Source organism: Gimesia chilikensis (assembly GCF_008329715.1).
In the GTDB taxonomy this organism is placed as follows: domain Bacteria; phylum Planctomycetota; class Planctomycetia; order Planctomycetales; family Planctomycetaceae; genus Gimesia; species Gimesia chilikensis.
In genome coordinates, this window is sequence record NZ_VTSR01000021.1 from 26,924 (window position 1) to 51,726 (window position 24,803).

General features: G+C 52.7%; 22 protein-coding genes. 12 read left to right on the top strand and 10 right to left on the bottom strand.

All coding sequences use genetic code 11. The features are described 5' to 3' along the window. Positions 1-425 precede the first annotated feature (425 nt). Entirely contained in the window at positions 426-1,430 is a 1,005-nt protein-coding gene (locus tag FYZ48_RS23355) for a DUF1559 domain-containing protein (RefSeq protein ID WP_149344874.1), read from the top strand. Positions 1,431-1,565: 135 nt separating this feature from the next. Next, the gene (locus FYZ48_RS23360) at positions 1,566-2,012 is read left to right on the top strand and encodes a carboxypeptidase-like regulatory domain-containing protein (protein WP_149344876.1); all 447 of its coding nucleotides are present in this window, start codon (positions 1,566-1,568) and stop codon (positions 2,010-2,012) included. 578 nt (positions 2,013-2,590) lie between these two features. On the opposite strand, the gene FYZ48_RS23365 is transcribed toward FYZ48_RS23360, so the two are convergent. Together FYZ48_RS23365 and FYZ48_RS23370 are read right to left on the bottom strand one after the other, a co-directional pair. After that, positions 2,591-3,118: a carboxypeptidase regulatory-like domain-containing protein gene (locus tag FYZ48_RS23365; protein ID WP_149344878.1), complete on the bottom strand. Its 528-nt coding sequence runs from the start codon at positions 3,116-3,118 to the stop codon at positions 2,591-2,593. A gap of 202 nt (positions 3,119-3,320) precedes the next feature. Further along, on the bottom strand, positions 3,321-4,268 hold the full coding sequence (locus FYZ48_RS23370; protein ID WP_149344880.1) for a DUF1559 domain-containing protein: 948 nt from the start codon (positions 4,266-4,268) through the stop codon (positions 3,321-3,323). Between the two features lie 702 nt (positions 4,269-4,970). On the opposite strand from FYZ48_RS23370, the gene FYZ48_RS23375 reads away from it, so the two are divergent. Continuing rightward, complete coding sequence (locus FYZ48_RS23375; protein ID WP_149344882.1) at positions 4,971-6,137, top strand: sialidase family protein; 1,167 nt, start codon at positions 4,971-4,973, stop codon at positions 6,135-6,137. 172 nt (positions 6,138-6,309) lie between these two features. Beyond that, positions 6,310-7,656 carry a right-handed parallel beta-helix repeat-containing protein gene (locus FYZ48_RS23380; RefSeq protein WP_149344884.1) on the top strand — a complete coding sequence of 449 codons (1,347 nt, stop codon included), beginning with the start codon at positions 6,310-6,312 and terminating at the stop codon, positions 7,654-7,656. Between the two features lie 42 nt (positions 7,657-7,698). On the opposite strand, the gene FYZ48_RS23385 is transcribed toward FYZ48_RS23380, so the two are convergent. Beyond that, positions 7,699-8,937 carry an aminotransferase class I/II-fold pyridoxal phosphate-dependent enzyme gene (locus FYZ48_RS23385; RefSeq protein WP_145180100.1) on the bottom strand — a complete coding sequence of 413 codons (1,239 nt, stop codon included), beginning with the start codon at positions 8,935-8,937 and terminating at the stop codon, positions 7,699-7,701. Between the two features lie 265 nt (positions 8,938-9,202). Beyond that, complete coding sequence (locus FYZ48_RS23390; RefSeq protein ID WP_145035766.1) at positions 9,203-10,303, bottom strand: peptidylprolyl isomerase; 1,101 nt, start codon at positions 10,301-10,303, stop codon at positions 9,203-9,205. A 583-nt stretch (positions 10,304-10,886) separates the two neighbouring features. On the opposite strand from FYZ48_RS23390, the gene FYZ48_RS23395 reads away from it, so the two are divergent. Both FYZ48_RS23395 and FYZ48_RS23400 read left to right on the top strand, forming a co-directional pair. Then, positions 10,887-11,996, top strand: coding sequence for an SPFH domain-containing protein (locus FYZ48_RS23395; protein ID WP_149344887.1), 1,110 nt, complete (start codon positions 10,887-10,889; stop codon positions 11,994-11,996). An 89-nt stretch (positions 11,997-12,085) separates the two neighbouring features. Next, entirely contained in the window at positions 12,086-13,255 is a 1,170-nt protein-coding gene (locus FYZ48_RS23400) for a glycosyltransferase family 4 protein (protein ID WP_149344889.1), read from the top strand. 7 nt (positions 13,256-13,262) lie between these two features. On the opposite strand, the gene FYZ48_RS23405 is transcribed toward FYZ48_RS23400, so the two are convergent. From FYZ48_RS23405 to FYZ48_RS23425, 5 genes are all read right to left on the bottom strand, one after another. After that, positions 13,263-14,480, bottom strand: a complete 1,218-nt coding sequence (locus FYZ48_RS23405; RefSeq protein ID WP_149344891.1) for an FG-GAP repeat domain-containing protein — start codon at positions 14,478-14,480, stop codon at positions 13,263-13,265. Beyond that, on the bottom strand, positions 14,480-15,586 hold the full coding sequence (locus FYZ48_RS23410; RefSeq protein WP_149344893.1) for an NHL domain-containing protein: 1,107 nt from the start codon (positions 15,584-15,586) through the stop codon (positions 14,480-14,482). Before FYZ48_RS23410 ends, FYZ48_RS23405 begins: the two co-directional genes overlap by 1 nt. A 19-nt stretch (positions 15,587-15,605) precedes the next feature. Further along, positions 15,606-15,944: a hypothetical protein gene (locus FYZ48_RS23415; RefSeq protein WP_149344897.1), complete on the bottom strand. Its 339-nt coding sequence runs from the start codon at positions 15,942-15,944 to the stop codon at positions 15,606-15,608. Continuing rightward, positions 15,944-16,858, bottom strand: a complete 915-nt coding sequence (locus FYZ48_RS29480) for a DUF1559 family PulG-like putative transporter (RefSeq protein ID WP_149344899.1) — start codon at positions 16,856-16,858, stop codon at positions 15,944-15,946. Before FYZ48_RS29480 ends, FYZ48_RS23415 begins: the two co-directional genes overlap by 1 nt. 155 nt (positions 16,859-17,013) lie before the next feature. Then, positions 17,014-17,205, bottom strand: a complete 192-nt coding sequence (locus FYZ48_RS23425; protein WP_145035781.1) for a hypothetical protein — start codon at positions 17,203-17,205, stop codon at positions 17,014-17,016. Between the two features lie 173 nt (positions 17,206-17,378). Here FYZ48_RS23425 and FYZ48_RS23430 point away from each other — a divergent pair, with 173 nt between their 5' ends. From FYZ48_RS23430 to FYZ48_RS23455, 6 genes are all read left to right on the top strand, one after another. Continuing rightward, a complete protein-coding gene (locus FYZ48_RS23430; protein WP_149344901.1) occupies positions 17,379-18,197 on the top strand; it encodes a Nif3-like dinuclear metal center hexameric protein in 819 nt (272 codons plus the stop codon). A gap of 208 nt (positions 18,198-18,405) precedes the next feature. After that, positions 18,406-19,887: a lysine--tRNA ligase gene (gene lysS / locus FYZ48_RS23435; protein WP_149344903.1), complete on the top strand. Its 1,482-nt coding sequence runs from the start codon at positions 18,406-18,408 to the stop codon at positions 19,885-19,887. A gap of 64 nt (positions 19,888-19,951) precedes the next feature. After that, on the top strand, positions 19,952-21,556 hold the full coding sequence (locus FYZ48_RS23440; protein WP_149344905.1) for an ABC transporter permease: 1,605 nt from the start codon (positions 19,952-19,954) through the stop codon (positions 21,554-21,556). Positions 21,557-21,634: 78 nt separating this feature from the next. Next, entirely contained in the window at positions 21,635-22,381 is a 747-nt protein-coding gene (locus FYZ48_RS23445) for an ABC transporter ATP-binding protein (RefSeq protein WP_197993760.1), read from the top strand. A gap of 185 nt (positions 22,382-22,566) precedes the next feature. Beyond that, on the top strand, positions 22,567-23,424 hold the full coding sequence (ilvE, locus tag FYZ48_RS23450; protein ID WP_149344907.1) for a branched-chain-amino-acid transaminase: 858 nt from the start codon (positions 22,567-22,569) through the stop codon (positions 23,422-23,424). Between the two features lie 138 nt (positions 23,425-23,562). Further along, complete coding sequence (locus FYZ48_RS23455) at positions 23,563-24,339, top strand: TRASH domain-containing protein (RefSeq protein ID WP_149344909.1); 777 nt, start codon at positions 23,563-23,565, stop codon at positions 24,337-24,339. Here FYZ48_RS23455 and FYZ48_RS23460 read toward each other — a convergent pair whose 3' ends face one another. Next, a complete protein-coding gene (locus FYZ48_RS23460) occupies positions 24,340-24,702 on the bottom strand; it encodes a hypothetical protein (RefSeq protein ID WP_149344911.1) in 363 nt (120 codons plus the stop codon). Positions 24,703-24,803 lie beyond the last annotated feature (101 nt).

Sequence of the window (24,803 nt, forward strand, 5' to 3'; positions counted from 1 at the left end):
CTGGTTGTTCTATATATGAGCAGGTAAGACTGGTTGACTTTGAGTGCAGAGGAATGCGTTTCACACTTATGTCACCGAAATGTCGAAAAAGTTAACGAACCTCAGAAAAATGATTGACATATTGAAAGCCCCAATAACATAATAAGAATTATTAATCATCTCTTCATATCTAGTTTCAGAGATGAAATTCCCTTCTGACTTTAAAATCGTCTAATCATAAATTCGTTTTGTGTTGTTTCAGTATTCACTAAGTTCTTAGTGTCGGCACATACAATTTCATGCTGTGTGATTGTTGATTCATCGTTCTTTTCAGCTTCAATTTCATGTCCAGAATCAGTTAGACAATTGCGCATTTTAAAATCTGTTTGAGCCCGCACTTAAGCGTATTTATACCTCATTTCTTTTCTTTTTTCCGGAGGTGGAAAATGCTGCAGCTCAAAAGAAGGCGTGCGTTCACACTGATCGAATTGCTGGTCGTCATCGCGATTATCGCAATTCTGATCGCTCTCTTGTTACCTGCCGTTCAGCAGGCCCGTGAAGCAGCCCGTCGCTCGACTTGTAAAAACAATCTGAAGCAGATTGGACTGGCCCTGCACAACTATCATGATGCACACAAGGTATTCCCATATTCCGTGTCGCATCCGCATAGTATTACATCAGGATCCGCCAGTACTCCATTTGGCCTGAATCACCGTGGATGGTTGATGCTGTTGCCTTACATTGATCAGGCAAACCTCTACAACCAGTTTAACTTCAGCCTGGCAGCCAGTACCGGGGCTCCGTCTGCGAAGCCTGTGCCTGGTAATCTTCTGCCTGGGGCAGCCGGTAATGCGAACGATCAGGTGATCTCCAAGATCATTCCTGCGTTCATGTGTCCTTCCGATGACAATGACACGCACTACCGTTCTACGACCAGTCCGCACTACGCAATCGCTCCTGGTAGCTCCAGCGAGTATGGCGCGTACACGAACTACGATTTCAGCACGACTCGTACATCCAGTTCCGCCAGCAACTGGCTGCTGGAAGGTCGTACGACCCGCCGGATGTTTGGTATCAACGCCTGTAGTCAGATTCGTGATGTTAAAGACGGTATGAGTAACACAGTGGCCGTCGCTGAGACTCTCCGCTGGACCTACAACGGTGTTTCTCAGACCTGGGGGCATGCGAAGTGGGTGGGCCATGGTGTCGACCTGACTTACTCACGTGGTATTAACTGGTGGCCCTGCTGCTCCTGGGACTCTCCCCCATTCGCTCGTCCTACCGGACCTGGTCGTCTGGGTGACTGGTCTACCGTGGGCAGTCTGCACACCGGTGGTGCTCATGTACTGATGGGTGATGGAGCCGTTCGTTTTATCAGCGAAAACATCGACGCCACAACTCGTAACAATCTGGCTTACATCGCCGATGGTAATCCAATTGGAGAATTCTAATCTCCTCTCGGCTTTGTAGATGAGATATCTGCAAGACCACGGGTGACGTGATTGCACCCGTGGTCTCTTTCTACACGTCTGCTTTCACCGATCTTTCATTCTTTTGATTTACTGACAGGACAGGATCTCAGGTCAATGCGTTACAATCGACTACTTTTGTGTTGTTTATTTCTTGGTCTGGTGGGCTGCGGTGGAGGCGGCAGCGAAAACACGCTGGAAGTCTACCCGGTCAGCGGAACAGTTACCGTTGATGGAGAAGCCGTCCAGGGTGTCTCGGTCACATTTTTCCCGGAAGGAACGACCAAAGGCAATGGTGGTTTCGGGGCGACAGATGCTTCCGGTCAGTTTACACTAAAAGACCGCGATCAACGTGATGGCGTTGCCGAGGGCACTTATCGCGTCCTGCTGACACGCCTGGTCAAGCCGGATGGCAGCCCCATTGGTGGCGAAGAGATGGCAGCCGACGTGGGGGCTGTCAATCAACTGCCCGATATTTACAACGATCCCAAAGGGTCACCTCTCACGGCGACCGTTGGACAGACCAACGAACCATTCAAATTTGAAATCAAGGGTAAAAAATAAGAAAGCTTACCCATTTAGCAGACTGCAATAACCGTCTGCAAAAAAAATGCACTGGTCCCTACTATGAACAGGGCAGTCCCGTTGGGGATTGCCCTGTTTTCATTGTTGAATACTAGAATAAAGTGGGCCGATTGTGTTTAAAGATTACCCTGTTTTTGAGGCTTAACTCAATAGCATCGATGGGCTTTGGCGTGTTCTTCCAGCAATATCTGTCTGCCGACGATGGTCGATTTTATGAGCGTTGAAAGCCAAAAATCTTCCCGGCTCGCGCAAGATAATAGCCAGCCAGCAGAGAGCAGGTTTCATTCTTTTGTTCGATTCAAGACGAGGCCAGTCGCTCCTGCTGTTACCTAAATGGGGCTCGTAAAACCTGGATCGCAATGAACCTGTTGTTGGATGAGGTGAAATTGCGGATATGCTGGTTTCGCTCTTGCTAAAGAACAGAGTTGAGAGAATACCAAAAGAAATTCCCCGGAGTCCTTGAAGAAAACTCCGGGGAGAGAGAATCAGCCGTGCTCAGTAAGAGGAATGTCGCGGTAGTGAATTGAGGGACTCATGCTTTTTCAAGAGCTAAAGATTTAATTGGAGTCCAGTTGAAAATCAAAGGTATTCTCACCTGATTGCACATCTGCTGTCAGCGTGGATTTTACATTATACTTTGATGGAATGGGTTCTTTCATTATTTTGGCTTTAATTCGTGGCTGTCGCTTGGTCACATCACCATCCTCAGGAGGAGGGGTAGAGATATTTGTGGTATCTGATAAATCAGCATTGGCTAAGTCAGTGTCTCCAGTATCCAGTTCTGTTTCGTTCATTGAGAGATCTGCCGTAGTGATACTTACTTTATGTTTTCCAATGATTGCCCCATCAGATTTGCCTAGATAACTGAGTGAATATTTACCCTCAGAATCTGTCAGCCCTGAAGATGGATTTCCTTCTTCAGGGCTAAATACGACGATCACATTTGACAGTGGTTCTCCATCCATGGTGACAACCCCGCTGACAGCGCCAAGGTCTACCTTGTCTCCGCCCCCACATCCCACACAACAGCTTACTGTGAGTAGTGTCAGAAGGATGTGTGAAGGCAATCCATAAACACGTTTCATTCAACCGTTCCTGTTTAAGTTAGATCTTAAGTTGGTAACTCTTTTTCAGTGGTTTCTATTTCAAATGAAAAGAGCCATGTAGAACTGGCTTTGTGCGCCAGGCTTGAAATCAGCCCATATAACGAGAATCCCCGGTTCTATCAGACATTGATAGAACCGGGAAATAGAGTGTTTTAGAACTCAAGGTGAATCGGGAAAACGCTTACCATTCACCGAGTACGTTTTTGTCATTGATGGCAGCCAGGTATACCAGGGTGTTCCCATCGGTGTTTTCACTGACAAACCGAACACTACCGTCACCGAGAACAAAGTGGCATCCGCCTTCATGTGAACTGCTCAATGACCATGCATAGGCAAGCCCATCGTTTTGATTAATGCCATTGATCAAATAGATGGTAGAAGGGGTTGGTGTGGCAGTGGCACCTTGCCAGGTACGCATTAAAGCCGTGTGATAAGGCCAGTTGCCAATGTTTCCTGCTGTTGCATGGACATAAGAATGTGAACCAATCCAGATAGCGCCGGAATGACGACCTTCGGTGGTTCTTTCACCAATCAAAATGGTATTACTGGCACCGTCAGTAATGTCACGCAGGCGTTTGCTTGTGTGATGATTCCAGGCTGATGAATAACAGCGGCCTTGTCCGTTTGCGGGATTGATATCACAGGGTGAGTGAATCGCTGGATAATTCGACTTGCCCCAGGAACCAATATTCGAATTGATTCCCTCCATTGGGTCGGAAGGGCAGTTAAAGGCCGGAAGCACTGTCTTGGCGAGGGCAGGCTGTAATGGGTTTCCACCAGTAGGCTGCCGCCAGGGAGCATCCATATTGATTTTGTTATAGAGCGGTGTCTGATCCATGAAGGGAAGGATCATGGTGCTCCAGGCAAGGTAGCTTTCCGTGGGAATGTCGTCAGCAGCGGTTCGTCTGCTTTCTACTTCCATTTGAGGGAAAGTCCGGTGTGTGTCGTGATAGTTATGTAACGCCAGACCAATCTGCTTCAGATTGTTTTTGCAGGTAGATCGTCGCGCTGCTTCACGGGCCTGTTGTACTGCTGGTAGCAGCAGGGCGATCAGGATCGCGATGATCGCGATCACAACCAGCAACTCAATCAGGGTAAAACCTCGTTTTTGTTTTGTGAGCCGTTTCATCTTCACCTCCGGAGATTAAGTGGATTAAGAGAAATATAGAACTTCTCTTACTCTCATCTGGAGCTCATCCAGTCTCAGAGTGAAGTGAAAATCAGCGCACACAACGCGGGAAACGAAAGAAAGGGGATTCACCTATGCGAACGCAATTTTCAGACAGGAATTAAGAGCGACTTTGGAGTTCAGACAAGAGTAAAGAATAAATACTACGCCACATTAACTGCCAGAATCGACAGGAATAGACTCACTAAAACGGGGCGAATGCCCTCAATTACAGATTGGATTGTTTCATTTAAAACCAAAGACAAAATTTGTCAACAATTTTTTGAAAATTCAAAAACGATCATCCTGCATCCGGACAGCTATCTTATGTGATTACTTGTGTTTAAAGACCGATGAATATTTTTGAGGTTTTTTCCTCATCAATTAGGATGCGTTGGATAAAGTTTCGTATCACACGCTTCTCATCAATATCCAAAGCAAACAAGAGTTCAATCTATTGAGAACACGGATGACTCTCCAGGATGGATCATTTATTGATCGATCATTTGTCTGGAAAACTACAAATTCAAAAGCACTCCGCTTGAACAGCCAGTCTGCATCGAGTCCAATCGAAGGTAATAAAACTGAGGCCGGTAAAAAATTAACAACATTGAAAAATGGCTGGTCGAAAAAATAAACAAGGATTAGAAAGCAGGGATAACAATGAGTAGTCGCACAGTGATCTGGAAGATTGTAATGGCAGGTCTGTTACCGATCTCATTTCTGGGTGCTGCTGAGCAATCAGCTGATTCGCTGGTGAAGCAAGGCAAAGCCACACGTACGCTGCAGCTGCCTCCTGCGAAGGACAATCCCCGCAACAGTGAAGGGGACTTCATCACCCTCAAAGATGGTCGCATCCTGTTTGTCTACACCCATTTTACCGATGGGGCCGCCGATCACTCTTCCGCTTTCCTGGCCGGACGTTACTCCTCTGATGGCGGTAAAACCTGGACCGCAGAAGATGAAACGATCATGCCGAACGACGCGCAGCAGAATATCATGTCGGTTTCACTGCTGCGTCTGCAGGATGGTGCGATCGCGCTGTTCTATCTGCGGAAGAACTCCATTCATGATCTCCGACCGGTGATGCGGATCAGCCGTGACGAAGCAGCTACCTGGAGTGAAGCGACCGAAATCATTCCTGCATCAGAAGTCGGTTACTATGTCATGAATAATGATCGGGTGATTCAGTTACAGGATGGTCGACTGGTACTGCCTTTAGCGTTACACCAGAATCTGCCTGGTTCGAACCGCTTCAATCCCAATGCCCGTTTTCTCTGCTACTATTCTGATGACCTGGGAAAGAGCTGGCACCGCGGCCAGGCAGCCGAAGTCGAGACGCAACCCGAGAAGAAACATCCTTATATGCAGGAGCCGGGAATCGTTCAGCTTAAAGACGGAACGGTTATGGGGTTCTGCCGCACGAATGGTGGTAGCCAGTATGTGGCCACATCGAAAGATGGTGGTAAAACATTCTCCACACTCAAACCTTCGCAGATCATCTCGCCCGTTTCACCCGCGTCGATTGAGCGTATTCCCTCGACTGGGGATCTACTGCTGGTCTGGAATAACCATCAGGACATTCAACCGGCATTACGCGGTAAACGGACTCCCCTGACGATCGCGATCTCGAAGGATGAGGGGCAGACCTGGGAACTCGTCCAGAATGTGGAAGACAATCCAAACGGGTGGTACTGCTATACCGCGATTGAATTTACAAAAGATGGTGTGCTGCTCGGACATTGTGCCGGAGACCGAACAAAGAACAATGGTCTGGCAGAATCACAGATTACATTGATTCCACTCTCGGCGATTTACGGCAAAGACTAACGGTGCTAAGCAGGGTTCGTTGTCTAAAAGTGACAGGCGGCTGGCCGATAGCGCAAGCGCGCTCAGGCGATTCCTGATTTAGGTCGAATTTCTCTTGAACTGACAGGCTGCTTACGGGAGACTGATTGTTTAAGAGTGTTTATTAATTCCCTTTATCGTTTCGGAGTTCAACATGCCTGCATCGTCCGTATCCCGCCGTCAGTTTCTCGGAGCCGCACTCGCTACTGGACTGGTGTCAGCTGCGACTGGAAAGCTGGTCGCAGGTCAGAAGCCAGCGGTAAACGACCCGCGGGCCACCGACGGCGATCAACGATTTGAACCGAACTGGGACGAGCGACTGTCGATTTCCGTGGGAACCGACAAAGGGGATATCGTAGGCAGCAGCGACAAAGCATTGCAGGCCGCCATCGACTATATCGCCGGCAAAGGAGGTGGCACGGTTCAAATCCTGCCCGGCACGTTCACATTGCGTAATGCCCTGCATCTGCCTTCTCATATCCGCCTGCTGGGAAGCGGCCCCGAGACGATCATCACCAAAGGCCCCTCGGAAACGGTGGCGATTTCCGAAGACTCGGACTGGTACGATCAGGAGATCACACTGGAGAAGTCAACTGGTTTCCAGGTAGGCGATGGTGTCGTGCTGGTCACAAAGAATCCAAGTACCGGCGGACAGGATGTCATTAAACGCACACTCGTGGCACGCTCGGGAAATCGTTTCAAGTTGAATGATGGTCTCCGGAAAAATGTCTGGCTTTCCGGGAAGCCGACGGTTGCTTCACTGTTCCCTTTGTTGACCAGTGAATATACCCGCGACGTTGTGATCGAAAATCTGACGCTGGACGGCAATCGGAAAAACAATACTAACCTCAACGGCAACTACGGGGGTTGCATCTTTCTGCAGGATTGCAATCGCTACTCAATTCGGAATGTCACCGCGCGCAACTACAACGGGGACGGCATCAGCTTCCAGATCTGTCACGATGTGAAAGTCGAAAATTGCCACAGTCATGATCACGAGGGACTGGGCGTGCACCCGGGCTCCGGTTCACAGCGCCCCCTGATTCAGAATAACCGCTTCGAGAACAATCATATTGGACTGTTCTGGTGCTGGGGTGTGAAATACGGACTGGCCGAAAAGAATCAGCTGACGGGCAATGATATCGGCATCTCTATCGGTCACAACGATACCGACAATGTGATGCGTGAGAATATTGTCGCCGACAGTAAGCAGGTGGGAATCCTGTTCCGCAACGACGCCCGCGGCAAGAACTTCTGGGCCAACCGGAATACCGTGGTCAAAAATCAGATCCTCAACAGCGGTGCCGCGAATGGTGTGGCCATCGATATTACGGGCCGGACTTCAGATCTGGTCATCAAAGAAAATCTGATCAGCGAACAACGCCAGCCGATGCAGCGGACCGGGATCCGCATTGGTCCAGAGGCAGGCAAGATTGAGCTGGCTGACAACAAGATTGAGGGCTTCATGAAGTCGATTGACGATCAACGTCAGGCGACCTGAGCACTCTGATCCCCGTTGGAACCAGAGTGCGCGGCCCGTTGTTTACTTGTTGGCGGCGATTTCTTCCGACTTCATGACTTTGCCGATCTGCTTGACGGCCTGTCGCAGTCGCTGAGAATTCTCGACGATGGCCATCCGCAGGTAGCCTTCGCCGTCTTCACCGAATCCACGTCCGGGGCTGACAGCAACGCCTCCTTCGTCCAGCAGTTTCATGGCGAAGTCGATTGAGCCCATCTGTGCCCAGGGTTCTGGAATCTTGGCCCAGATGAACATGCCGGCTTTGGGACGTTCAATTTCCCAACCCAGGCGTTCCAGGCCATCACAGAAGACATCCCGTCGCTGCTGGTACTCGGCGGCAATACTGTCGACTGCTGCTTCACAGTGCCGCATGGCGACGATGGCTGCGATCTGAACCGGCTGAAACAGGCCGTAGTCGTAGTACCCTTTAATGGTGGAAAGTGCCCGCACCATTTCCGAGTTGCCTGAGCAGAAGCCGATACGCCAGCCAGCCATGCTGAAGCCTTTACTCATGGTTGTGAATTCAACGCCGACGTCTGTGGCACCGGGAGTAGCGAGGAAGCTGGGAGCCTTATAGCCATCGAAGCAGATGTCGGCGTAGGCGAAGTCGCTGATCACCATGAACGAGTATTTGCGGGCCAGGCGGACCAGCTCGACATAGAAATCCTGTTCAATGACGGTCGCGCTGGGGTTGTGGGGGAAGTTGACCACAACGACCTTGGGTTTGGGATACAGGTGTTCGCAGGTGTAAGCGATGTTCGAGAGGAACTGATCCGGCTCGCGGACGTCCAGTTCAATCACGTTGCCTGCAGCCAGCATCACAGCATAGACGTGGACCGGGAACGAGGGGGACGGCACGATGGCAGTGTCCCCGGGGCCCATCAGGGCCAGGCACATGTGGCTGAATCCCTCTTTAGATCCGATACAGGTCACGACTTCGGAGTCGGGATCGAGTCGGACACCATATTTTTTCCAGTAACGGGCCGTCACTTCTTTTCTCAGGTTGGCAATTCCGTTCGCGACTGAATAGCGGTGGTTCCGCGGATCAGCGAGTGCCTCGGACATTTTCTCAACGATCAGCGGATCCGGCGGGTCTGTGGGATTCCCCATACCCAGATCGATGACATCGATTCCCGCCACCCGTTTCTGGTATTTCAGCTTGTTGATTTTTCCAAAAAGGTATGGGGGTAAACGCTTTACTCGTTCAGCAACCGGGATGGTAAAACCGTCATCTGAAGAGGGAACTTCGGATTCGCCACGCATAATGAAAACACTACCTGTAATACATGGAATATTTGTCTACTGTCATCCAGGGGTTGTCTGTTCCATTCGCTTCCACCGGAGGCGATGGCCCTGGCCTGAGCTCTGCCATTTTACGCGATTGTCCTGAAAAATGCGCCTGCGGAATATGAGTAATTTTTCACAGAACGCAGCAGGACACGAAAAAACGCGTGTCAGTAAGGCAGGACTGACACGCGCCGGGGTGAACTGGTTCTCTTACAGGAGAATATTCAGGCCGAATCCACTCTTAGCGAGTCGGACGGTTCAGTCCCTGTGTGGGGCTGGGAATGGCCTGCTGTACCGGAGACTGTCCGAAGTTGGTCCCTGATGTCTGGGAAACACCACCGGTCACGGTGTTGGTGATGTAGTTGTCGACACGGGTTTCTTCTTTCAGCTTGGCGAAGACCCGGGCGACTGCTTCCTGGGTCTGTTCTTCGGTCAGCTGTTCGATCAGCTGGCTTTTGACTTCCTCGATGTTGGTGACGACCGGATCGGTGTGTCCTTCGCACATCAGGATTGCATACCGGCTGGGACCGATCTGAATGATTCCGGAGATTTCGCCTTCTTTCAGTTTGAAGGCTGCTTTCCAGAGACTCTCGTTGTCAGAGTACTGTGGGATCGGCTGGATAGCACCACCCAGAGCACGACTGTTAGGTTCGATGGAGAAATCGCGGGCTTTGCGTTCAAAGTCGGCGGGGTTCCGTTTCACGTCATCCCAGACTTTCTGAGCGCGGTGCAGGTTGTCCATCATGATCATGCGGGCTTTGACCCGGGGACCGTAATCGCGAACGAAGGCTTTCTGGACTTCAGCCTGTGTCAGGTGAGTCTGTTGTCCAGCCAGTTTCCGCAGGGCCAGCATCGGCCAGATAACGTTCCGACGATACTGGCTGGGATTCATTTTCCGTTCTGCCTGCAGCATGTCGTACCAGGTTTTGGTATCCAGGTTGAAACGCTTGGCGATTTTTTCGACTTCAGCGTGAACTTCAGCCTGTTCAACAGTCACGCCGGCTTTTTGACAAGCCTGTTCGATGACGGCACGGTTAATTACGTTTTCCAGAACTTCCGGACCGTAAAGGGCGATACATTCGCGGGCCAGTTCATCTTCGGTGATAACGACACTCCCGACTTTCGCAACGGGCTGGCTGCGAACGGCGGGCTGGTTACCTGAGAGGCGTACTTTGCCAGCGGATTTGTCTTCTCCCGCAGAACCGGTTTTGGCGTTGAAGGTCTGGAAAAAGAGGACGCCAGCGAGAAGAACCAGTCCGGTACCGGCTGCGAAAAAGATGATTTTCCGTTTTGATTTCGTCTTGGTCTGGGTCGCATGCGGGTTTGGGGTTGGTTCGCCCATTGCTTAAAATCTCCATTTTTGTATCCGACGCGAGTGGATCATGTGATTGCCTGAGTTCACCCCCACCGGCTCTCCTGGCCGGGTTCCAGGATCCTTTGGGTCTGCGGATCGCGAGGAAACGTTTGCGGAGTCATCAATCACGTTGATACTGATTCGTCAGAAGATTTACGAAACTTCCTTGTCTCAAGCTCTACCATAAGAGCGCGGCGGAAATGTAAAACTTTCAACAAAACAGGTCAACAGCAATTTATTGGAGCGGAAAAGCAGGTGTTTTTTCGCCTTTTTCACCAGAAATATCGCCGTTTTTTGAGCCAAAAGTCATCGGTTTGCGTTTTTCTGCACAGGCAGTGCTGGAGTCGATTCCAGTTACATAATCAGGGCGAGAACAACATCGGGCAGGATTTTTGCTCTGTGAGGCGCCTGATTCGAGAATATTCAGTCGGTCAGCGATTTCTTTGATTGCGGGCCAAGTTGACAGAGGGGTACAATCAGTTGAGCGGCACATTCGTGGCCCGCGATTCTCATTGACCTTTCAACCGATCAGATAAATTAAACAGCGAGAGAACAGACAGGGGAGATCGATATGGGATTCTGGATGGATAAATTACGGGGAGAGCTGGTCGATATCATCGAGTGGATCGATGATTCCAAGCATACCCTGACCTGGCGTTTTCCCCGGTATCAGAATGAAATCAAAAATGGAGCCGAGCTGATCGTACGACCGGGGCAGATGGCCCTGTTTGTGCATCGTGGACAGGTAGCCGATGTCTTCGAGCCAGGCCATTATCAGCTCACGACAGACAACCTGCCGATTCTGGCAACGCTGCAGGGCTGGAAACATGGCTTCAACAGCCCGTTTCGATCCGAAGTCTACTTTGTCAACACGACCCAGGTCACAGACCTGAAGTGGGGAACTCCCAATCCGATCATGCTGCGTGATCCGGAATTCGGGCCTATCCGCTTGCGGGCATTCGGGAATTATTCGCTCAAAGCTAACGATCCCCGGATTCTGATCAAGGAACTGGTGGGCACCGATTCCGAGTTTCATTCCAACGAAATCAATGAACTCCTGCGGTCGATCATCATCAGTTCCTTCGCTGATCTGCTGGGAGAATCGAAATACGCGGCCCTGGATCTGGCTTCCAAATACACCGAAATTTCGCTCGAGTTGAAAAAGCTGGTCAACGAACGCATCGACGATGAATACGGGCTGGAAGTGCCCCAGATGCTGATCGTGAATATCTCTTTGCCGGAAAGTGTCGAGAAGGCCCTCGATACGCGAACCAGCATGGGAGTCATCGGCGACATGAACCAGTTCCAGCAGTACCAGATGGGGCAGGCGATGCTCTCTGCTGCCGAGAACCCCGCCGGAGGTGGCGCTGCAGACGGCATGGGACTGGGCATGGGCTTCGCGATGGCCAACCGGATGATGCAGCCCGGAGGAGCGGGTGCACCCGGACCAATGTCGCCACCCCCTCCACCGCCGGCAGCCTGGCACATCGCTGCGAACGGGCAGTCGCAAGGTCCGTTTGCGCTGGAAGTCATTTCAGACGGAATTGCCAAGGGGCAGATCACCGCCAATACCCAGGTCTGGTCAGCCGGCATGTCGGGCTGGTTACCGGCGGGACAGGTTCCCCAGCTGGCGGCACTCTTCCAGGCAGCCACACCTCCTCCACCGCCGCCAGCCAGTTAGTAGAGAAGGTGCAGTCAGCAGGCCATGCATTGTAGATTCCACAGGCACGGGAATGATTCCCTGCCGCGAGACCGGAGGCGGGTGTTCGCGTGAGAGTAGCACACATTATCACGCGAATGATCATCGGCGGTGCGCAGCAGAATACGCTTTACACAGTGGAAGATCAGTATCGGGATTACGGAGACGAGGTTTCGCTGATCACCGGACCGACCACCGGTCCGGAAGGCACATTGATCCCAAGGGCCGAGCAGGGGGGCTTTGACTTACAGATCATCCCGCATCTCCTGCGCAGCATCAGTCCGTTGAACGACTGGCGGGCTTATCGGGAATTGATCGCCGCCCTGCGCGACTATCAGCCGGACCTGGTTCATACTCACAGTTCGAAAGCGGGCATCCTGGGACGCGCTGCCGCCTGGCATCTGAAGCTGCCCTGCGTGCATACCATTCATGGTGCCGCCTTTCATTTCGGTCAGTCCCCTTTGAATTATCACGCCTACATTGCCGCAGAGAAATGGGCGGCCCGCCGCTGCGATCGATTGATCAGCGTCTGTGATGCGATGACCGACCAGTATGTCGCCGCCGGTATTACAACGCCTGAACTATGCGATACCGTTTACAGTGGGATGGAAGTCGAACCGTTTCTCACTCCTCCGCGTCCACCAGAAGAGGTCCGGCGGGAACTGGGAATTGAACCCGAACACATTGTAATCGGCAAGGTCGCGCGGCTGTTCCATCTAAAGGGGCACAAGTACCTGATTGAAGCAGCCCGGCAGGTAGTCGATGCACAGCCACAGGTTCGGTTTCTGTTGGTCGGGGATGGAATCTTACGATCAGAATTCGAACAGCGCATCGCCGAACTGGGGCTGACCGAGAACTTTATCTTCGCCGGTCTGGTTCCCCCGGAACGGGTTCCCGAACTGATCCATGCGATGGATATCGTGGTGCATACCAGTGTCTGGGAAGGACTGGCGCGGGTGTTGCCTCAGGGGCTGATTGCCGGTAAGCCGGTGGTCTCTTATGACGTGGATGGGGCGCGGGAAGTGGTGATTCCGGAACAGACCGGTTACCTGTTGCCTGCAGAATCGATTGAGCCGCTGGCCCAGGCGTTAACGGAACTGGCGGCAGATCCTGAGAAACGCGCCCGCTTCGGACAGACGGGACGGGAGCGGTTCACGGATCAGTTCCGTCACGAGACGATGACCCGCCGATTGCGTGAAATCTATCAGCGGGTCCTCGATGATCGTGAGCAAAAGAAGTAGTTGGTGACTACTTCTGAATCAGCACATTGACACCTTTTTTATTGGACAGCACGATATCGGGCCGTCCGTCGCCGTTGAGGTCTGACATTGAGAACTGGGTGCCGACTCCCGTGTCGTTTCCGGCTTCAATTTTGTGCGGAATGAACTGAGGAGCTTTGTTCTTTTCACGCTTGATCTCATACCAGTACATTACGACCGGCTCCTTACCACCCGGATCTTTGCCGTTATGTGCGAAGAAGCGTTTCCCGGTCACCATGTCGTTCTGGCCATCACCGTTCATGTCGATGAAATGCATGGCGTGGGTCTGCGAATAGCTTTTGTCGATCAGGTGCGCCTTGAACTTGGGCGAGTCACCACCGTCCAGGTTTTCGAACCACCAGACGCCGAACGCATGGGCAGAGCTGCCGATGATGTCGTTGTCGCCGTCCATGTCGAGGTCCTGCACGTACAGGTCAGCCATCTTTTCCGGGGCTTCTCCGGTCGCGGTGAGATTGAAGGGATGGAATTCCCAGAGGCCTTCGCCCAGCGTTTCCGGGGCTTCCCACCAGCCGTGGGGGATAAGCACATCCTGACGACCATCGTTGTTAAAATCACCGACCCCCAGACCGTGATAGTATTTGAACGTTCCGTTGACCATCGGGTCGCCGGGTTTGCTGATCGGAATGAAATCCCATTTTTTGGTCGCCTGGTCGGGGGAGGGAATCTCAATGTAGCCCATCTGTTTTTCGGGCTGTGAACCGAAGATGAGTTCGGGTTTTCCGTCGCCGGTGAGGTCGGCGAATTTGGGGGTTTCATTACAGATGCTGTGCCAGATCAGGTGTTCTTTCCAATGGCCTGATTTGTTCTTCGGGTTTTCATACCAGTAGAACTCTTTGCCGGGAAAGCTGACGTAAATGAAGTCGGTCCAGCCATCCTGGTTGATGTCATAGGCGAAGTTGCAAAAGCTGTCGCTGTAGCCGACGCCCGCTACGAATTTCCCGGGCTTGCGGACTTCATGCATTTTCCAGTCGGGGGCTTCATACCAGACATCACCGGCGATGACATCCATCTTACCGTCTTTGTTGACGTCAGCCGCGGCAGAGCCTTCCGAACGGAATGCCGCATCGAGTTCCTGACGCTGCCAGGTTTCCCCGGCTGACAGACCGGTCGTGCCCGTCAACACGACCAGCAGGGCGGCGACAGAAACGTAATTCCAATGACGATAGACTGGCTGAAGCATGTGCATTATTGTTTTCCCGTTGTTAACTTGCGAACGCGATAAGTTTCACTGTCACCAATATAGACATTGCCTTGAGGGCCGACATAAACACCGTGTGGACGCGCCATGCGGCAGTTGGCGGGATCTCCATCAGGACCATCTCCCCGTTTGCCGTCGCCGGCAGCGGTTTCAATTGTTCCATCTTTTTTACGAATGACGCGGATGGTGTGACTCTCTGTATCCGCCAGGTAGATATCTCCATTGGGGGCGACAGAAATTCCTTTGGGACCGGAGAGCGTGGCTTTTTTCGCCGGTCCGCCGTGTCCCGTATATCCTTTTTTACCAGTGCCTGCAATGTGATGTAAAGTCCCATTGTCCAGATCGATGCGGTAAACCATATTCCCTTCCCGCAACGCGAGATACAGTGAACCTTTGCCTTTCCCGTCTGCAAAAAAGTCCAGTGCGCGAGGACCATTCAGCGGTGTGCCTGAGACCGGTGCACCATCGGGAGTCGGCTTGCGTGCTCCCGTACCGGAGAACGTGGACACAATGCCTGTCTTCAGGTCGACGCGGCGAATGCGATGATTGCCGATGTCGCAGATATACAGGTTGTCATCGTTATCCAGGGCGATCGAATGGGGGCGGGAGAAGGTGGCTTTGGTGGCAGGGCCTCCATCGCCTGAGAAACCTTTCTCACCTGTGCCTGCGACGGTCGAGATTTTTCCGGTTTTCGCATCAACGCGGCGAACGATGTTGTTGACCATTTCCACAAAGTACATGTTGCCCGCTTTGTCAAAACGGACTTCATAGGGCTCATTCAGTTTCGCTTCCAGGGCGGGGCCTCCGTCTCCGCTGTAGCCTTTCTTGGTCGATCCGGCGACGGTTGAGATCTTGCCTGTCTCTTCATCGATGCGGCGGATGACGTGTCCTTTGATTTCACAGACATAGAGAGCTCCGTCCGGACCAAGCGTCAGTCCGTAGGGTTCTCCCACCTGTGCTTTGACTGCGGGGCCACCATCGCCCGAGTGTCCGAGCTTGCCGGTTCCGGCAATGGTTTTGATGGTCTGTGCAGACAGCGGTGCTGCGGCGAAGCAGAACAGCACGAGCAGGGGAATGATATGCAATCGTTTCATGTTGTTGTTTCCTGGATGTTTAATTTGAAGCGCCCGGCAGGTCATCAAACGGACGCTCCGGGTCATCGTGTTTGAAAACAAGATACCGACCAGCATTCGGGTTCTGTTGCAACAGTTCTGCCGGCGGGATCAGGGCCTGCTGTCGGGTCTGTTTATCAACGACCACAACTTTTGTGCCCTCAGGGTGCTGTCCCTTTTTAAAAAATTGTTCCATCAGCATATTATCCGGTTTCCCTGCCGGGTCCACAATGACCACGTACTCTGCAGAAGGCTGAGGCACAAAGGGACGCTCTTCTGCACACCCGGTGATGAGCAGGCAGAGTGCGAGCAGTGAAAACAGGCGACGCAGGATACGCATTACTGGACGCCTCCCATGTCTGCCTCCAGCTTATCTTTATTGGTAAATAACACGTTACTGTCCATGGGACCGAACCAGCCGATCTGGAATTTTTTGGGATCCCCGCCGTAGGCGGAAGTACCTGTACCCGACATAACGGCTGAGGTCACGCGGCCATCGGCCCAGCCAATATTGGCAACGGTTCCCGTATGTCGGAAATGAATTGAAGGATCGGGCCGCCAGGGGGCCTCTTCGAAAGTGGGGGTCCAGTTATCAATGAAGTAGGGCGGTTCGATGAAACTGTATTCGATGATATGCAGATCCGGGAATCCCTGGGCCAGTGCAGAATCGGCGAAGGCGACGGTGCGGGCCAGGCTGCCGATTTCCCGCATGTTGGTGGCGATCATATTGCAGGTGGGATAAGTATATTTCCAGGATGTTCCTCCCAGATAAGCCTGGTTATAACCATAACCTCCGGTGCCTCCTTCGAAAGCATTGGAAACGGTTCCGTGAGCAGCAAAGTTCCCGAAGGTGGGACACTTTTTGATTTCTGCATTCTGTTCGAGGAACGGAGCCAGTGGCCCGAGATGTGCCTGGAATTTAGATGTCGCGTCAGTTGTTGTCCGTTCGCCGTGCCAGCGTTTTTTACCACCAAAACCGACATGTTGATCGGGTGCCGCTCGGGGCCAGTAACCGCCGCTGGAGTCTGCATACATATGACAGGCCAGTACGATTTGTCGCAGATTGTTTTTACATTGGGCCATGCGGGCCGCTTCGCGCGCCTTCTGGACAGCGGGCAGGAGCAGGGCCACCAGAACAGCGATGATGGCAATCACGACTAAGAGCTCAATCAGAGTGAAGCCGCGTTTGCGTGCCTGCAGCGCAGATTGAGGAGTTTGCGGGGAGTAAGGTGAGCGGGATTGGGGAAACAGCATTCGTTCGGTTACTTTTTGGTTGGAGTGAAAGTGAGAATCGTTCAAAACATTCACTCACATTCTAACCGACTCAGGCCGTAAAAGTCTTGTCAGTGGGCAGACTTCAGGCGCAGGAAACCGATTTTTTCGGGATTACGCAGAGCGAGAGGCGAGAATTATTCCGTTCCGGCGTCGGTCTGGTTCTGTTTCGCAATGATTTCTCGCTCTTTCTTGAGGCACATAAAGATGAATGTCCCCGAGATGGCGGCCTGGGCGATCAGGTAGACCAGAATGTCAGGCCCGTTCAGAACAATACAGGCTCCGAAGGCGATCACGAAAAGAGCGATTAATCGATGAAGCAGTGACATAGTCCAACCTTGCTTGAATTCGCAGAATGGAAACGTGTGGCTTTGGTTCTGGTTAAGTATAGTGCTGTATGATACATTGATCAATTCAGATTTGTTAAGCAAAACAAGGAACTTTGCTGAACACAGCCAGATTCGGAACAGGGATTTTCCCTATCGTTTGGGAGCAGGAGCACATGACCAGCGTCGCGGACATTCAGGATTATTTGATCAATCTGGCACCACCAGAACTGGGCGAAAGCTGGGATAACGTCGGATTGCTGACGGGAGATCCCACTTTCAAGGTCGAGAAAATCCTGACCTGTCTGACACTCACACCGGATGTCGCTGCCGAAGCGATTTCAGCCGGAGCGAATCTGATTGTCAGTCACCACCCGATTTTGTTTCGTCCCGTGCAGCAGATCACCGCGGCGACTGTTGAGGGAAAAATGTTGCTCGATCTGATCCAGGCACGAATCTCGGTTTACAGTCCACATACCTGCTACGACAGTGCAGAGCGGGGCATCAACTGGCAACTGGCCAGTCTGCTGGGGCTGGAAAACATCGGGATTCTGAGACCACAACCCGGCCCGGAACCAGCAGCAGAGGCGCAGGGAGCAGGGCGGTTTGGTGATTTGCCCGCTGAATTCTCGCTGGCCCAGCTGAATCAGTTGATCAAACAGGCTTTGAAGGTTGAGAATCTGCAATTTGTCGGAGATCCGGAGATGCGGGTCAGCCGACTGGGAATTGCCTGTGGTGCGGCTGCCGAATTCCTGAAAGACGCACACAAACATGAATGCCAGGCGCTATTAACAGGAGAAGCCCGGTTTCATGCCTGCCTGGAGGCCCGTTCCCGCGGGATGGCACTGATTCTGCCGGGGCATTACGCGACTGAACGTCCCGCGATGGAGCAGATGGCCGAACTCCTGCAGGCGCAGTTCGGGGATCTGAAAATCTGGGCCAGCGAAGTGGAATCGGATCCACTCGGCTGGGACTGTGACGGAGAGTCGACCTGACAGAAGTGACTGATTTCGGTCGTTCCCAGTGGTGGTTTGTATATTCGGAGTGGGTTGCCATTGACCTGATCGGCAGATTTCGCCATTATCCCACCTCTCTCTGTCGTACAAATTCTCTTATTTGACACACTTGATGAACGGAAAACCGCTCGCGTGTGTCCTGATATCAGTAAAACTCGCTTACATAGACCCAAGTAATTTAATTTCAATGTCCAAAGAGAAAACCAACCGTTTTGAAGCAGAACGGATCAAAAAATTAGAGAAAATTCAGTCTCTGGGACTCGATCCCTGGGGGCAGCGGTTTGACGGTCATATTCCGATTGCAGACGCTCGCGAACAGGCTCCCGCGGAATCGGGCGTTGATGGCGAAGACGTGCGGATCGCCGGGCGGATCATGCTGCGGCGCAAAGCCGGTAAACTGCGGTTTTACGATATCAAAGACTGGACTGGAAAAATTCAGCTGCTGTTCTCGCGGGGCGACCTGAGCGAAGAACAGTGGGAGCTGATGGGCCAGCTCGACCTGGGCGACCTGATCGGCGTCGATGGCTGTCTGCGTCGGACTGAAACCGGAGAAATCTCCGTGTTCGTTAAAGAGCTGACGGTGCTCTGTAAATCGCTGGCGCAGCCTCCGGAAAAACATCACAGTGTCAAAGACGTCGAACTGCTGCTGAGACAGCGTTCGCTCGATCTGATCTACACCGAAGGCGTGCTGGAAAAGATGCTGAAGCGGAGTCAGATCATCGATTCCGTCCGTCAGACACTTCGCAGTCATAAGTTTCATGAGGTGGAAACACCGGTGCTGCATGCAGTTGCCGGTGGTGCAGCGGCGCGGCCCTTCATTACACATCATAATACGCTGGACATCGAGCTTTACATGCGGATCGCCCTCGAACTGCATCTTAAGCGACTGATGGTCGGTGGCGTAGAACGTGTGTATGAAATCGGGCGGGTGTTCCGCAATGAAGGGATTGACGCCACTCATAATCCCGAATTCACCATGATCGAAATTTACCAGGCGTACGGTAATTACGAAACGATGATGGATTTGACTGAAGCCATCGTCACCGACGCCGTCAAAACGATCAGCGATACCATGGTACTGCCTTGGGGCGAAGACAAGACCATCGACTTCAGTGGTCCCTGGGAACGAAAAAAGTACCACGACCTGGTTCGCGAGCATGCAGGCTGTGATCCCCACGATCCGGCTGCAGTAGCAGCGGTTGCGAAGCAGCATGGCATTGATACAGAGAATGTGCACCCGGATGTGGTGCTCAATGAAGTGTTTGAAGCAACCTGCGAAGAACATCTGACCGGTCCGGTTTTCGTGATCGACTACCCGGCTTCCATTTGTCCGCTGACCAAGCGACAGAAGGACAACCCGGAGATCGCAGAGCGGTTTGAGCTGTTTGTCCACGGTATGGAACTGGCCAACGCTTATACCGAGCTGAACGATCCCCTGCTGCAGGAAGAACTGTTTAAAACACAGCTGTCGGGACTTTCCGAAGAAGACTCGATGGCAAAAATGGATACAGATTTTATTAAGGCGTTGAAAGTCGGTATGCCGCCGGCCGGAGGATTGGGAATTGGCATTGATCGCCTCGTCATGTTGTTGACCAACAGTCACAGCATTCGCGATGTGATCTACTTCCCGCTGCTCCGACCCGAAGGACAGCCGGCACCGAAAGAGTAAACCAGGGATGTGACCGGCATCAGCGGATTGAGTGCCGGCGAGAACCAGCCAAAGGATTGGCCCGATGTATAAATCATTACTTTGCCTGCGATATTTGAAAACGCGCTACATTGCGCTGGCCAGCATCATCAGTATGACGCTTGGTGTCGCGACGATGATTGTCGTCAATAGCGTCATGGATGGTTTCAGCACCGACATGCGAACCCGCTTGCGGGGGATCCTGGCGGATGTCATCGTGGAAACCAACTCGCTTGATGGCGAAGAGAACACGCAGGAGCTTAAAGACCGCATTCAACGCGCGGTGGGTAACGACATCGAAGGCATGACAGCCACGGTGGAAATTTACGCTATGCTCAGCGTGCAGTACGGTTCCCAGTGGCAGAGTAAGCCGGTCACCCTGATCGGTATCGACCCGGCGACGAAAGCCACGGTCGGTCCGCTGGCCAAATACCTGATGCATACCAAAGAGGGGACGGTACCTGACTGGAATCTGTCTCCCGAGGCGATGGCCTACCGTAAAGAGTGGACCACCCGGGCTCAGTGGATGGTCGATCGCTGGAATCACAATCCCCCACCACTGGAAGAAGCAGATGAGGGCAACGAGCAGGTCTCCTTCGAGGAGTCCGTCCCCCTCGAGCCGGAACCGGAACCGAAGTTTGCGCAGGATTCCGGAGAGTCCCCCTTCGATGCGGCTGCCGAGTCAAAGGACAGTGCACCCCAGTTTGCAGAGCAACCGGGGAAAGCCATCAATCCCTTCAGCCAGTTCGATAAAAAAGAAGATCGGGATCCGAGCGAACCTTTGAAGGCCCGCGTCTATATTGGTTACGGTCTGGTGAGTTTCCCTTACGAAGATCCGGAGACCGGCGAAACGAAAATGTTTCAGATCGTCAAACCGGGTGATGATATCAAAATCAGTACCGTCACCGCCGGACATCCACCGGAGCCAACACACTTTAATGCGACCGTGGTCGACCTGTTTAAGAGTGACATGAGCGAGCACGACAGCAGCCTGGTGTTCTGCAACCTGGAATACCTGCAGGAAGCCCGCGGGATGATTTCTCCTGAGAGCGGCGAACGGTCGATTACATCGATTCAGATCAAGCTGAAAAACCAGGACGATGCGGCGATGGTCGTCAGCAAGCTGGAAGAAGCCCTGCCTGCCAGTCAGTTCAGGATACGTACCTGGGAAGACAAGCAGGGACCACTGCTGGCCGCTGTAGAAGTGGAATCGGCGATTCTGAATGTGCTGCTGTTCCTGATTATTGCCGTTGCCGGTTTCGGCATCCTGGCGATCTTCTTCATGATCACGATTGAGAAGACTCGTGATATCGGCATTCTCAAAGCGCTGGGTGCCAGCTCGAATGGTATCATGTCAATCTTTCTGTCTTACGGCCTGGCATTAGGTCTGGTGGGCAGTGGTGTCGGTGTGATCGTGGGGCTGCTGTTTGTTGAATATATCAATGAGATAGAAGGGTTTATCACGTGGCTCACCGGGAGGAAGGTCTTCGATCAGCGGATCTATTACTTCCCGGAAATTTCGACGCACGTCGAGCCGATGATGGTCTTCTGGGTGGCGGTCGGTGCGATGGTGATCGCGGTTCTGGCAAGTATTCTGCCGGCCCGCAAAGCGGCCCGCTTCCATCCGGTCGAGTCGCTGCGTTACGAATAGCCGATGGTTGACTTCCCCTTCAGTCCGTGACAGGTTCTGAACCAGAGTTACTAATCCGTTTTAATCGAGTATGAACTCATGACCGAGACGATTTCCATGCCTCATCCACAGTTATCAGCAATCGCCATCGAAAAAGCATACCGGAAAGACAAGCATAAAGTGCCTGTGCTGCGGGGCATTGATGTCGACGTGCAGAAGGCCGAGTTCCTGTCGATCGTGGGGCAGTCCGGTTCTGGTAAAAGTACCCTGATGCATCTGTTCGGTCTGCTCGATTCCCCGGATATCGGGGAAATTCACCTCGAAGGGCAGCGGATTGACGATCTACCCGATCACGCCCGCGACCAGATCCGAAACCGCGTTTTCGGCTTCATTTTCCAGTTTTATCATCTGCTGCCCGAGCTGAATCTGCTGGAAAATGTGCTCTCGCCGCTGATGATCCGCTATTCCACCTGGGAATACTGGAAGCAGAAAAAACAGTTCAAACAGGATGCGCTGGAGATCATCGAAAAGGTCGGTCTCTCGCACCGTATCAAGCACCGTCCCTCGGAAATGTCGGGCGGGGAAATGCAGCGGGCCGCGATTGCCCGGGCCCTGATTGCCAAGCCTCAGATCCTGCTGGCCGATGAACCGACGGGAAATCTGGACAGCAGCACCGGCAAAGAAATTATGGACCTGCTCACCAGCTTGAATGAGCAGGATCAGCTCACTATTATCATGGTTACGCACGACAACGCGATCGCCGCTCAGGCGCATCGAACAGTTCGTCTGACGGAAGGCCAGATCGAGGTTCTGGGCAAATCTCATCCCACCTCGGCATCAGCCTAGATACAAACGGTCAGTATTTACTGTTCGGGTTGAACCGCTGTCGCCTGCGTAGTGTCTATGGCATACGCACAGCGTATGATGCTTCTGTCTGAAATGGATTTCGCCGATTCCCCACACAGGATGGAAAGTCCGCCAAAACCTGCCAGCTGCGTTCTGGCCCAGTTTGAGAATGGTACCCGAGTCACATGTCGCTCCAAGTTTATATTGACGGAAAACTGCTTCCCAAGGAAGAGGCGAAAATCAGTGTCTTCGATCATGGTCTGCTCTACGGCGACGGTGTCTTTGAGGGGATTCGGGTTTACGGTAAAAAAGTCTTCCTGATGCAGGAGCACATCGACCGTCTCTATGAGAGCGCACTGGCGATCCGCCTGGAGATTCCGCTCTCCAAGGAAGAGATGATCAAAGCCGTCAATGAGACTGTGGCCGCCAACGGCATTGAAGATGGTTACGTGCGACTGGTAATCACTCGCGGCGCGGGTTCTCTAGGTCTCGACATTCGCCGTACCAGCAACCCGCAGGTAATTATTATCGCCGACAATATTTCCCTGTACGATCCGCAGCTGTATATCGACGGTTTGAAAATCATCACCGCAGCGACGATCCGCAACCATCCGGCAGCGCTTTCCTCACGCGTGAAGTCGCTGAACTACCTGAATAACATCCTCGCCAAGATTGAAGGGACTGACGCCGGCTGCATCGAAGCTTTGATGCTCAATCACAAAGGGGAAGTGGCGGAGTGTACCGGCGATAATATTTTCATCATCAAGAACGGCGTACTCAAAACGCCGCCCGTAGATGCCGGCATTCTGGAAGGGATTACCCGCAACGCGGTGATCAAACTCGCCGAGGAGTCGGGAATCAAGGTCGAGCAGTCCCCCTTCACGCGGCATGACATCTTTGTCGCAGACGAATGCTTCCTGACCGGTTCTGCAGCGGAAGTCATCCCGGTGGTGGCTCTGGACGGCCGCGAGATCGGGACGGGTAAACCAGGACCGATCACCAAAGATCTGAATGAAAAGTTCAAACAGCTGACGCGCTCCTGAACTGGAGAAGGTTCTTGCAGACGGGAACGGGTCTGGTAGGATAAGAAAATACCACTCTCTACGGTCGGATTACCGGGGAGTGGTGTTTCATCTAAGAAGCGACTTTTCTACCCGTCTGTCCTGTCAGGAACCGATTTGATGCGAAAATGTTGCCAGACCGTTGTCGGCCTGTTGTGTGTCTCTCTGTTGTTCTGGTCCCTCAGCACCGTGCAGGGAGAGCCTGAAAAGTCTGCGTCCACAGCCGGGGTGAAAAAATCCACCTCCCTCCCACCGGAGAGCAAGCAGGCCCTGTCCGAGTTCAACTCGTTGATTGGTGGCTGGCGGGGTGTGGGGATGATCAAACGTAATTCCCGGAAAGGGGCCTGGTCAGAGAAGGCGGAATGGGTCTGGAAATTTGACCCACAGCAGTCAGGCATCGCATATGAAGTTGAGGATGGCAAATTTCTGAAGTCGGCCCTGTTGTCGTACGATCCGGAACAGAAGACCTATCATCTAGCCACCGTCCTGCCCGATGATACGAAACGCGATTATTCAGGCGCGCTGCAGAAAGACACACTGGTACTTGAATCCCAGCCGGATGAAGAGGGAGCCGTCTATCGGATCTCGATCCGCAAGCTGAATGAGAAACGGACTCTGGTTCTGTTTGAACAGCGGAACCAGGGACAGTCATTCTATTATCGACTGGCGGAAGTCGGATATACCCGGGCCGGTACGCGGCTGGCAGCCTCGGGGAGCGGCGGTCCGGAGTGCATCGTCACCGGTGGTGCCGGCACGATTGCGGTCAGCCACAAAGGGAAGACCTACTATGTCTGCTGCAGTGGCTGTAAGCAGGCGTTTGAGGACGATCCCGAGACCTTCATCGCAGAAGCGAAGCAGAAAGCGGAAGAACGTCGGAAGCAGTCGCAGTCTCGCTGATTAGAAGTTTTCCAGCGATGAGCCCAGTTCGGTGGGGGCAGAATCTTCAGCTGGTTCTTCGAGGACGACCTCGTTTTCTTCCAGGTCCGTACGGGGCAGGGGAATACGTTCCCCCTGTTCCGCTGATTTGGACATCGGGTTCAGCCATTTCGGGAGCCGGGAGAAGCGAGAGGGCTCTTCCGATTTGGTCTGCAGAATGGCTGGTTCCAGTTCCACAGGCTGGTCCTGAGAGACAGTCTGGATTTTCGCTGGATGTTTGTCTTTCCGGGTGTAAAACTCCAGGCCGAAGAATGGAGATCGCCCGTTGCTGTCCATCTGGAAAACCTTGTTTCCCAGACCCTGGCAGCCTGTCTGTGTACTCATGAGGAGTCCACTGATGCAGAGAACTCCCAGTAATCGCAGCCCATTCATTGCTTGACTTATTCCATCCTTGTCCAAGTCAATTCTGATTTTTATCTGACTCC